The 9,450-nt window shown below is 46.1% G+C and carries 19 protein-coding genes, 3 tRNA genes, 1 pseudogene and 1 riboswitch; all 23 genes and pseudogenes read left to right on the top strand.

What is annotated here, in order from left to right:
- Window positions 1-16: 16 nt before the first annotated feature.
- A riboswitch (cobalamin riboswitch) is annotated at window positions 17-212 on the top strand.
- A gap of 110 nt (window positions 213-322) precedes the next feature.
- Window positions 323-520, top strand: coding sequence for a hypothetical protein (locus tag COY37_RS05265; protein WP_286678618.1), 198 nt, complete (start codon window positions 323-325; stop codon window positions 518-520).
- A gap of 158 nt (window positions 521-678) precedes the next feature.
- On the top strand, window positions 679-1,104 hold the full coding sequence (locus tag COY37_RS05270) for a c-type cytochrome (RefSeq protein ID WP_286678617.1): 426 nt from the start codon (window positions 679-681) through the stop codon (window positions 1,102-1,104).
- 162 nt (window positions 1,105-1,266) lie between these two features.
- Entirely contained in the window at window positions 1,267-1,833 is a 567-nt protein-coding gene (locus COY37_RS05275; RefSeq protein WP_286678616.1) for a flavin reductase family protein, read from the top strand.
- Between the two features lie 163 nt (window positions 1,834-1,996).
- Window positions 1,997-2,317 (top strand): thioredoxin, encoded by a 321-nt coding sequence (gene trxA / locus COY37_RS05280; protein WP_286678615.1) that lies wholly within the window; start codon window positions 1,997-1,999, stop codon window positions 2,315-2,317.
- A gap of 101 nt (window positions 2,318-2,418) precedes the next feature.
- Window positions 2,419-2,646, top strand: coding sequence for an FmdB family zinc ribbon protein (locus COY37_RS05285; protein WP_286678614.1), 228 nt, complete (start codon window positions 2,419-2,421; stop codon window positions 2,644-2,646).
- A 238-nt stretch (window positions 2,647-2,884) separates the two neighbouring features.
- Entirely contained in the window at window positions 2,885-3,082 is a 198-nt protein-coding gene (locus tag COY37_RS05290; protein WP_286678613.1) for a hypothetical protein, read from the top strand.
- A gap of 12 nt (window positions 3,083-3,094) precedes the next feature.
- A pseudogene (locus COY37_RS05295) lies at window positions 3,095-3,322 on the top strand (thioredoxin family protein); the annotation flags it as partial.
- Between the two features lie 32 nt (window positions 3,323-3,354).
- Entirely contained in the window at window positions 3,355-3,642 is a 288-nt protein-coding gene (locus tag COY37_RS05300) for a metal-sensitive transcriptional regulator (protein WP_286678612.1), read from the top strand.
- Window positions 3,643-3,760: 118 nt separating this feature from the next.
- Window positions 3,761-3,833, top strand: a tRNA-Gly gene (locus tag COY37_RS05305).
- A 56-nt stretch (window positions 3,834-3,889) separates the two neighbouring features.
- Window positions 3,890-3,964 (top strand) — tRNA-Cys (locus COY37_RS05310).
- Between the two features lie 9 nt (window positions 3,965-3,973).
- Window positions 3,974-4,045: transfer RNA gene (locus COY37_RS05315), tRNA-Val, on the top strand.
- A gap of 490 nt (window positions 4,046-4,535) precedes the next feature.
- Window positions 4,536-4,817, top strand: a complete 282-nt coding sequence (locus COY37_RS05320; RefSeq protein WP_286678611.1) for a type II toxin-antitoxin system RelE/ParE family toxin — start codon at window positions 4,536-4,538, stop codon at window positions 4,815-4,817.
- Window positions 4,818-4,832: 15 nt separating this feature from the next.
- Window positions 4,833-5,147 carry a HigA family addiction module antitoxin gene (locus COY37_RS05325; RefSeq protein WP_286678610.1) on the top strand — a complete coding sequence of 105 codons (315 nt, stop codon included), beginning with the start codon at window positions 4,833-4,835 and terminating at the stop codon, window positions 5,145-5,147.
- 164 nt (window positions 5,148-5,311) lie between these two features.
- Window positions 5,312-6,016: a CPBP family glutamic-type intramembrane protease gene (locus COY37_RS05330; protein WP_286678609.1), complete on the top strand. Its 705-nt coding sequence runs from the start codon at window positions 5,312-5,314 to the stop codon at window positions 6,014-6,016.
- Between the two features lie 170 nt (window positions 6,017-6,186).
- Window positions 6,187-6,450 (top strand): YciI family protein, encoded by a 264-nt coding sequence (locus COY37_RS05335; RefSeq protein WP_286976583.1) that lies wholly within the window; start codon window positions 6,187-6,189, stop codon window positions 6,448-6,450.
- 196 nt (window positions 6,451-6,646) lie between these two features.
- Window positions 6,647-7,000, top strand: a complete 354-nt coding sequence (locus COY37_RS05340) for a DUF169 domain-containing protein (protein ID WP_286678607.1) — start codon at window positions 6,647-6,649, stop codon at window positions 6,998-7,000.
- Window positions 7,001-7,048: 48 nt separating this feature from the next.
- Entirely contained in the window at window positions 7,049-7,330 is a 282-nt protein-coding gene (locus tag COY37_RS05345; protein WP_286678606.1) for a type II toxin-antitoxin system mRNA interferase toxin, RelE/StbE family, read from the top strand.
- Window positions 7,331-7,334: 4 nt separating this feature from the next.
- Window positions 7,335-7,601: a helix-turn-helix domain-containing protein gene (locus tag COY37_RS05350; protein ID WP_286678605.1), complete on the top strand. Its 267-nt coding sequence runs from the start codon at window positions 7,335-7,337 to the stop codon at window positions 7,599-7,601.
- A gap of 115 nt (window positions 7,602-7,716) precedes the next feature.
- Window positions 7,717-7,962, top strand: coding sequence for a type II toxin-antitoxin system HicB family antitoxin (locus COY37_RS05355; protein ID WP_286678604.1), 246 nt, complete (start codon window positions 7,717-7,719; stop codon window positions 7,960-7,962).
- Complete coding sequence (locus COY37_RS05360; protein ID WP_353682453.1) at window positions 7,959-8,174, top strand: type II toxin-antitoxin system HicA family toxin; 216 nt, start codon at window positions 7,959-7,961, stop codon at window positions 8,172-8,174. Before COY37_RS05355 ends, COY37_RS05360 begins: the two co-directional genes overlap by 4 nt.
- A gap of 315 nt (window positions 8,175-8,489) precedes the next feature.
- Complete coding sequence (locus COY37_RS05365; RefSeq protein ID WP_286678602.1) at window positions 8,490-8,681, top strand: YwbE family protein; 192 nt, start codon at window positions 8,490-8,492, stop codon at window positions 8,679-8,681.
- 270 nt (window positions 8,682-8,951) lie between these two features.
- Window positions 8,952-9,182, top strand: a complete 231-nt coding sequence (locus tag COY37_RS05370; RefSeq protein ID WP_174571988.1) for an addiction module protein — start codon at window positions 8,952-8,954, stop codon at window positions 9,180-9,182.
- On the top strand, window positions 9,179-9,450 hold a 272-nt coding region (locus tag COY37_RS05375; RefSeq protein WP_286976590.1), incomplete at its 3' end, for a type II toxin-antitoxin system RelE/ParE family toxin. The genes COY37_RS05370 and COY37_RS05375, both read left to right, overlap by 4 nt.

A 9,450-nucleotide genomic window follows, 5' to 3' on the forward strand; every position in this document is an offset into this window, starting at 1 on the left:
TTTAATCCATAAAATGGTACTATAGCGGTTTTGCGTTCGGGTAAAACTGTGATATACCGGCGCATAGTCAGGGAAGCTGGTGAAAGTCCAGCGCGAGCCCGTCACTGTAACCGGGGAGTAAGCCGCGGTATGCCACTGGTTTCGTTTGAAACCGGGAAGGCGTTGGTAAACAAAGATCCGGAAGCCAGGAGACCTGTAAATTCACGTAACGACCACTCTCGAGGCCTGGGGTGGATACTAAGAGTCATAACGGCGTTAGTAATCCCGGTGTCAAGTGGCCGGGATTTTTTATTTGGCAGACACTAGCTTAGGGGGCTAAGTGATGATCATAAGAAGACGGCTGGCTATTCTTTTGGCTGCGATAGGAACTGTGGCGATAACGTCGGCAAGGGGCGCAAACCTCCTCAACGGCAGACAGCTTAGAAAATTACACCGCAAGGAACTTTCAACTACGATCGGACCGGTATCGCTTATCCAGGAAGATATTTTCACGGCGTATAGCAAAGAAGAAATATTTTAGCATAGAATCCCTAATTTATTACATTTAGCATTGATAATTTATGAACAAGTACTAGCGCTGGCAAGCATAATGCTGTAATTTATAGATAGCTATTAATCACAAATTGTCACATAAGTTACTAATGGATTATTGCATACGGTAAGCGGGGAGGGAATCTTTTGAAACTGGAAAAAGAGAACAACAAGAATTGGATGAGCATTCTGGTCCTTTTCCTTCTAGCGGCGCTCGCGAGTTTTGTGGTTGCAGGTTGCTCGGGGGGCGGCGAAGAGAAGACAACCGGGGCATCTGAAGGAGGCTCACCGATCGCCAAGCAGGAACAAGCACAGGAATCACGGGTAAAAGATGTTAAGGACGCTTCGCAGCTCTATATCGACAACTGCGGCGCTTGCCACGGGCACGATGGAAGCGGCACCGTTGGCCCCTCCATAAAAGGGACGGCGTTTACCGTTGAGCAGGTCAAGAAGCAAATCGAGACCGGCACCAAGAGCGGCCAGGATGTCGTAATGCCGGGCTTCAAGGGCGGAGAGCTTTCGGATGGGCAGATCAATATAATCGCCGGCTATGTAAAAGACAAACTAAAGTAGGCCTCAAGGGGCAGTTAATTCTTAATAGTAACAAAAAGCAAATTACGAGAAGACATAGGGCGGAGTCAAGCCCCGTCCTATTTTTGTTAAGCGTGTTTATGGGAATAGACCGGATAGAAGCAGTGTTTAAGTTCTTCAGGTATTTGACATAGGGGTGATACTATGGCTAAGAAGCTCGTGTCAGGCATAATAGGGTTGCTGCCGCTTCCGTTAACCCTGGTAACCGTTGCAAATAACGAAAATGTTTCCGACATATTTACGGCCTCATGGATCGGGGTTTTATGTACCGACCCGCTCTATATCGGCGTGGGCATCAACGCTTCCCACTACGCGCATTCGCTGATTGAGGATAACGGCGAATTTACCGTCAATATCATGGAGGAGGGCTTTGAGAGGGAAATCGATCTTCTCGGAAGGCTGTCCGGGCGGGATGTCGATAAGTTCGAGCAAGCGCGCCTCACTGCGTATCCGGCAAAAGAAGTTAAAGCGCCGACCGTTCTTGAGGCCGCAATCAGCATTGAGTGCAAAGTCCAGGAAGTTTTACGTTTGGGAACCCATGACTACTATATCGGGCGTGTCGTGGCGACTCACGTTGAAGAACTGGTTCTCAAGGATGATAAGCTTAATGTCGAAGCCCTCAGGCCGATCGTCTTTGCGGCCGAAGCATACTGGGCGATCGGGCGGAAAATAGGCCAAATGGGTAAAACCGGTCGGTTGCGCGCCGGCTAGAAATCTGATACATTAGCCTTATTACCAGCAATAATACCTGCGTTGACTGTTAAATTCCACCAGGACACCGACGATGTATGCCTGCTCGATTAAAAAATAGCAAAATACTATTGACAAAAATACCCCTAGGGGGTATAAATAAAGAAAAAGGAGTGATTGGTTGATGGCAGAGAATATCGTTACTATAAGTGACGCTCAATTTGATTCCGAAGTATTGAAATCGAATAAGCCGGTAATAGTTGATTTTTGGGCTCCCTGGTGTGGGCCGTGCAAGATAGTCGGGCCGAGGCTCGAGGAAATTGCCAAGGAGTATGACGGAAAGGTGAAGATCGCCAAGATCAACGTCGATGACGAGCGCGAATGGGCGGGCAGGTTCGGCGTAATGAGCATCCCAACACTTATGCTCTTCAAAGACGGGCAGGCGGCCGGTCAAATTATCGGCGCAGTCCCGAAAGAAGAGATTATTCGCCAGTTTGGCCTTTAATAGCACTATTAGTTCTAAGTTTTAGTTTTTTATCTAACTTCTGCAGTTTGATTTTTGTTTTTTAAAGTTTGAACCGGTTCTACCGGTTGATTGGAGGGAATATGCCAACTTATCAGTTCTTTTGCGATGATTGCGGCAAAGACTTTGAGTTTTTCTTGATGAGGATGGCCCGTGATACGGATAAAGTATGCCCGAGCTGCGGGGGAGGAAACGTAAGACAGGTCTATCGCGACTTCTTCGGATATGCGGCGACGGGTCGTTCGTCAAGCGGCGGTTGTTCTGATGGTGGATACTCCGGCGGAGGCTGCGGAACCGGCGGCTTTAGCTGAGGAGGATAGGTACATTCGGGCCGGAGGCCTGAGTGATAACATACACCCCGCGTATGCGGGGGCTGGGAATATTTAGGGCCTTCTTCGGAGGGCCTTCATTGTTAAACATGCCTGCTTACCATGAATATCCGCACTAAGCGAGTTATGCTATACTGTGCCTGGCAACGGTACTCATGTTATACTATGGTGTGTAGCAAGAAGTATTCATCAAGGCTAGGTTTGGTGAAAGGAGATTGTTTTGTCGGAAAGAAAGACCGTATTAAAAGTACTAGGAATCGTTGCCATAATCGGGCTCTTGCTTATTCTGGCCGCAGGCTGCGGGGGCAACAAAGCCGCCGATAGCACGCAAGGCCAACAGACCAACGTGCAGCAAAGCGCGACACAGCAGACCGTTGTAAAGGGACCTCGCGTGCTGTTGTTCTCGGCCACTTGGTGACCGTCATGCAGAAAGGTAAAGCCGCTAGTTGAGCAGGCTAAGAACGAGTTCGAGAGCAAAGTCCCATTTGATTTTTATGATGTGGATAATCAGGCCAATGCCGATATGGCCAACAAATACGGTGCACAATACATCCCGACGCTCGTGTTCATCGGAAAAGACGGAAACGTTGTGAACAAGATAGTCGGCGAAACAACTAAAGATGTGTTAGACAAGAACGTTAAGAAAATTATGAATTAAGACCCTTATTGCAATAAAGGAGAGGTGAGGGCATGGCAGTTTATGATCGTGAAGAAGAGGCCAAACGGATTATAACGAGGCTGAAAAGGCTTGAGGGCCAGCTTCGAGGTCTCCAGCGATTGGTAGAAATGGGTGAGGACTGCGAGAGCGTTCTCACGCAATTTGCAGCGGCGAAAGGGGCGTTTCAGCGGGTAGGTGAGATTATTCTAGCCAGCACAATCCGGAATTGTGTTAAAAAGGAATCTGATGATAAGACTCCCGGTGAGAGTATTGAATCGGCCATTGCCCTTTTTGAGCAGTACGTAAGACATCTCCAGTAGTAAGTTTTTCTATAAGATGAAGAATAGAATCGGTTTTGCAGAGCCCGGCAAAAATGGCGTTAATTATGCCGTCGGATTTGCAGAAATCCGAAATTAATGGTAAAATTTTTTTCGCAGTGCGGATGTAGCTCAGTTGGTAGAGCACGACCTTGCCAAGGTCGGGGTCGCGAGTTCGAGTCTCGTCATCCGCTCAATAGTTTGGGAGGGAACTCTTTGGGAATGTTCTCTCCCATATTTATCACATCACGGCGACGTGGCCGAGTGGCTTAGGCAATGGTCTGCAAAACCATGTACACCGGTTCGACTCCGGTCGTCGCCTCCAATTCAATAAGGGCGCTTAGCTCAGGGGGAGAGTACTTCCTTGACGCGGAAGGGGTCAGAGGTTCAAATCCTCTAGCGCCCACAGGTCAGAGGCTTAGGATCACCAAGATAGGGGTTCTAGGCTTTTTCCGTGGGTGCATACTAAGTGCAGCGTGGCGTGAGCGTTCCCCGCTAATTCTCTTTAAGGAAAGTCAGGGCGATTCACCATAAAGATCTAAGCGCCGGCAAAGAAGGCCGTCATCATATACATGAAACATTAGTTTACACCCATATCCTTAACCGTGGCCCGGCTGGGGTTCGTAGCCCGGTAGATATGTTGTAAGGTTAAATAAGGCAGTTTTAGACAGTATTATATACCGATCCGCATAAGACACCATGATAAAATAGCGTTTAGTCAAAACAGGTGCATTTAGCATTGATTATAGCGACAAGTGATGTATTTCTAGAGGCGCCTTATATGGGCACAAATAGCAATTTTGGAGTATTATGCGGATCAGTATAAACATAGTTAGGCGGCCATAACAATTCCATGTTGCATTGACAAGTGTCACGTGATAGCTTACTATTGATGCATGATCAAGACGTTTGCCGATAGGCATACGCAAGAGTTTTACCAAAAGGGTAAATCAAAGCGTTTTCCGCCGGAAATCAATAAGCGGGCAATCCGCAAGCTGGAATACGTCGACTTGGCAACGGGTTTGGATGACTTGAAGGTTCCCCCAAGCAATCGACTCCACGAACTCGAACGAGAACGGCAGGGACAGTATTCGATCTCCGTCAATGATCAATGGCGCATATGTTTCCGGTTTGTCAACGGCGACGCCTACGACATAGAACTTACGGACTACCACTAAGATGAGGTGTAAAATATGAGTATTCAGAATATTGGAGAGCGTAAAATTCGACCGACTCATCCCGGCGAGATGCTGCGCGAGGATTTTTTGCCGGATTACGGCCTCACCGTGTCGAGTCTTGCTAGGGCGCTTGGTGTGTCGCGCCAGACGGTCAATGAGTTGGTCCGGGAACGTCGGGCAGTCAGCCCCGAGATGGCGCTTCGCCTCGCCCGCTTGTTCGGCAATACGCCGGAGTTTTGGCTCAAAGCTCAGCGTGCCGTAGATCTTTGGGAGGCAGCGCGGGCCAGCAAGAAGAAGATTGAGCGTATCAATCCATTGAGTGTCGCATAGCACTTGAAGTAGAAAAATGAAGGAGAATTAAAAAGCGCCTAACAAGTAAATCCAGCGGACGGCTAAGCGCCACCGCTGATTTCAGACGTTATGCCGCTTTATTGAGCAAGGTCGGGTGCGCTACTAAGACATCTGTATTCTCATATATCGAAGAGATGTGAAAGATGAAACAGAACAAACAGTTCACTTTTGCATACAACCCTCTGTTCCGAGTTATTGCAACTTGGATGTGGTGGTTCGTCGGTGCAGCATTGACAGTACTAATCATTTTGGCAATCCAAGGAGTGCAACTGGCATCGGCTTCGAAAGTGTTGGCGGGAGAGAGAGCATACCTTGCTGTATACATCGAGATCGTCTCCGTAGGTTTGCTTCCTCTGTTGTTCACTTTGATTTGCAGGGATGAATTGGCGCAATATGGGCTTGCCCGTCAGGGGTTGGCAAAGTCCCTGTTGCTATCATCGCTATTCGTAGTGGTAATGTTTGGTTTTGGCTATCTGATGACGGGGCGATTGATAACCGACAGTCGTCCAACGTTACATCTAGGTTTTCCCTGGAATCTTTGGTATGCTCTATTGGGAATAATCGCCTGGGGGCCATTGGAGGTTTTCTTCTTCGTTTGGCTAGTCGTCAATACCGACAACATATTCAAGAGCAGGATGAGAGCAAATCCCTGGGGACTCATCATAACCGTTTTGCTCTTTGCTCTGATACACATCTTAACCACAAACATATCGAACGCCATCTATACTAGTGCGATTTTTCTTGTTCTGGGTCTTATCTACAAATACACCCGAAACGTAGTCGGACCTATGATTGCTTGGGCTCTGATAAATGGGCAAGTATGGTACATAGCGCGATTGCTATTCTGAATTGTTAAAGCAGGCTAACAAAGCGTGCAGTGGACAGTGGGGATTCACCCCGCTAAATTGGATTTATGCTACGCCCAAGCAGAATCCTGCTCGCGGAGCGAGTACACGCCCGCCCCACTGCCACTAACGCCAGCCGTTATGCCCGAACAAATTCATAAGGAGAAACAACAATGTCTATTTGTATTGACTTTTTCTATTTCATGAAAAACGACCCTGACAAAATTCGGGAAGTTGTTCCCGCTCATATTGCATATTGGAAAAATAATAATTTTGAAAAGTATATCGGGGGACCATTTGCCGACAGAAGTGGTGGCTTAATATCTTTTGAGGCTATGGGCCTTGCAGATGCTACGGCGATAATCGAAAAAGACCCTTTTATCGTTCATGGCTTGATTGCAGAAAAATGGATAAAGGAATGGATGCCCGAAAAGTAAAAGACAGTCTAAATCGATTGCTTCAGCATCTCCCGGTAAAGATGCCGTCCACAGGATGGTCGTTTGCATGCACCGCCCCCTGCCGATGCAGTAATTCCTGAAAACGAACCATGGACGTGCATGTTCAGTTGAACGTGATTGCAAATGGTAAACCGGGCTGCCTTCCCGCTCAAAATGCCGGGTGTAGCGGGGCATCATGTTATTTGGGATTCAAGGCTCCATCGAAAACCGCAGGCCGTTTTCTGGCCGAAAAGAGAGGTTTAAGAAAAACGCCGTCCTCGGACAAGCTTTTTACGAAAATATCGGTGCCCACGCTGCGGAAGCTGAATCCTTGATTTGGGAAACCATTGACAACACCGATGAACGTACAGGAATTGAAGTTGTTAATTTGTGGGTGGATGCTATTAATCTGGCCGGACTTGTAACATTATCCAATTATGACCGCCCCAATAACGAAAACGTGGATATTCCTTTTGCATCAGGTTGCCAAAGTATCTGGTCCCCGTTTACCCCTCAGCCCTACGGGCAGCAGCTCAACTCGGGGCGTTAGGCGGAGAGGCTGCTTGACATACACAATATGGTATAGTACATTTATGATATGTGGGAAATTTATGAGCACCGGCGCGTTGCTAAAGAGATGGAACAATTACCTATTCAGGTCCTCAAACGTTATGAAAAATGGAAAGATATTGTAAGAATAACGGGACCGGAGGGGCTCAGACTCATCAAGGGATTCCATGATGAAGCTTTACATGGTGAACATAAAGGACATCGAGCTTCTAGATTGGGATACCAGTATCGGCTGATTTATAAAGTGGTTTCTCAAGAAGTTATTGTCTTAGTGATTGATATAACTGCTCACGACTATCGAAGGAGGTAAAAATATGAATCTCAAGGAATATCGTAAAGCGACGAAGACTCTTGATGTCTCAATTGGTGAATCTGTACGTATTATCCGAGAACTTCAAGGTCTAAGTCAAAATGAACTCTCAAGCTTGACAAAGATCCCCCAGTCAACAATTTCTGCAATAGAGAACGATCGAGTAAATCTTGGAGTTGAGCGTGCAAAGGCTCTTGCTCGCGCTCTAAAGTGTCATCCTGCAGTGTTATTGTTTCCAGGTTGGGATGTCAACGAAGAGTCCGTGGCCTAACCAACGCGCGTAGTCAACAAAGGGAAGTATTCGCTGGTCTTGCAGTCAATAGGGCGACTGACGCCCGAGCGTTAGGTCTTCGAAGTAAGGAAACCAAACAAACCTATTGAAAAATATGATAAAATTAAAGAGCGAACGTGTAAGAGGTGAGGATATGAGATTGGTTCTACAAGTTGAACAAGAAGTTGATGGGCGATGGTTAGCTGAAATCGCTGAACTTCCCGGTGTAATGGCTTACGGACAGACGCCAAATGAGGCAAGGGCAAAGGCTCAAGCACTTGCTTTGCGCGTTATAGCTGATCGCCTCGAACACGGCGAAGAAAGCCCAGATTTACAAAACATTACCTTTGCGGCCGCATAAGTACCTGGCCGAGCACACGCGCGAGGCAAGTGCTTGCTGCTCTACTACGAATAGGGTGGGTGGTCAAACGCGAATCGGGTTCCTCGCACAAGGTCCTATCAAGATCGGGATATCCAGATTACACTTTTGCTTTTCATGACAAAGAGGAAATCGGCCCTAAGATGCTTTCACGCATTTCGAAACATACCGGATTGCGACCAGAGGATTTATAGTGTGCCGATAGGACGTTTGGATACGGTAACCGTCACCGGCCGACCTTTAAATACCGCCTTCACTTTATGATTCTTCAATAGCAGTTCAACTCTTAGGGTACGTTCGAAGATAATTTTAGAGAGGATTATATGCCGATCCATATAACGCGCCATGATAAAACAGCATTTCTTCAAAACAGATGCACTTAGCATGGATTATAGCGACAATTGGTGTATTTCTGGAGGCGTCTTATATGGGCACAAATAGCAATTTTGGAGTATTATGCGGGTCGGTATAAGCATAGTTATGTTAATAAATAAAATACCTACCTACCTATGGATGGGAAAATATTGAATATAAAGCAAGGCATTAAGGTCAAAATAGTATTAAAACAAGACCAAAAAAGCGGCAAACTAACCGAAGGAGTTGTCAAAGATATTTTGACAAAGTCTCCTTCACATCCTCATGGCATAAAAGTAAGATTAACTAGTGGAGAGATAGGACGAGTCAAAGAGATATGCAAATGACACTTCTCATTGGCGCTTTTTACTAAACCGAATGCCCTGCACTCAACCGTTGTTCTTTTAACCGGTCGTTGTAAAATGAAGTGCAAACCTAACAATCCATTCCAGCGGATGCTTAAACGGCCAAAAACACGCCGTTTAACCACCACTGAATTAAAGCGTTAGGAATTAAAATCAAATGATAACAACGATATTAATAAAATTAATATCGAATAGCAGTCTATGAATCATAGCGGTATACTAAAGTAAGAATAAGAAAAAGGAGTTGACAATATGACTATCAAAACAAATGAATTAATTTCCATGGTTGAGTCGCTTCCTGTAGACATAAAAACGAAACTGGTTGAAAAAATTCTAGATAGCTTGCATCCATCGCAAAAAGAGATAGATGTGTTATGGGCAAAAGAAGCTGAAAAACGGATCGATGAAATCGGAACCGGTAAAGTCAAAACCATACCTGGCAAAGACGTTTTTAAAGAAATCAATCAGAAGCTCGCGAAATGAAATACTCCTTTCACCCCGACGCAAAGAAAGAGCTCTTAGAGGTGACCGATTACTTTGAAGAATGTCGTTTCGATCTTGGCCGGGAATTTGCAAAAGAAGTTTACTCGACAATTCAAAGAATAATTAGTTTCCCTTTGGCTTGGTCCGGTTTTTCGAAAAACACGAGGCGCTGCCTAACAAACCGATTCCCTTTTGCGGTAGTCTATCAAGTCGTCGATGATGAAATTATAATTATCGCGATTATGCAGCTAAACAGAAAACCTGGCTA

Origin of the sequence: Candidatus Aquicultor secundus (assembly GCF_002791875.1) — a bacterium.
GTDB classification, from domain to species: Bacteria; Actinomycetota; Aquicultoria; order Aquicultorales; family Aquicultoraceae; genus Aquicultor_A; species Aquicultor_A secundus.